The organism is Burkholderia sp. Cy-637 (genome assembly GCF_011753175.1).
Taxonomy (GTDB): Bacteria; Pseudomonadota; Gammaproteobacteria; order Burkholderiales; family Burkholderiaceae; genus Burkholderia; species Burkholderia gladioli.
This window is the reverse complement of record NZ_VWWC01000228.1, coordinates 1-226: the sequence shown is the minus strand read 5'-3', so window position 1 is coordinate 226 and position 226 is coordinate 1. Positions and strand designations below refer to the sequence as shown.

The following is a 226-nucleotide window of genomic DNA, read 5'->3' as shown; positions in this document are numbered from 1 at the left end:
GGTTTAGCGAGCAGCGGCTTCGGCGGTCGCTCGCGCGGCCATTACTCGGTGGGAGCGGCCTTCATCTTGGGAGTGGTGATGACGTCCTTCTTCCTGTTCGTGGTCATCGGCGCCACCGACAAGCGCGCGCCGGCCGGCTTCGCGCCGATCGCGATCGGCCTGTGCCTGACGCTGATCCACCTGATCTCGATCCCCGTCACCAACACCTCGGTGAACCCGGCACGCT

1 protein-coding gene is annotated in these 226 nt (G+C 66.4%); it reads left to right on the top strand.

Annotation, left to right across the window (positions count from 1 at the left end; all coding sequences use genetic code 11):
• The coding region (locus F3J10_RS32530; RefSeq protein ID WP_205200568.1) for an aquaporin at positions 1 to 226 on the top strand (226 nt) is incomplete at both ends.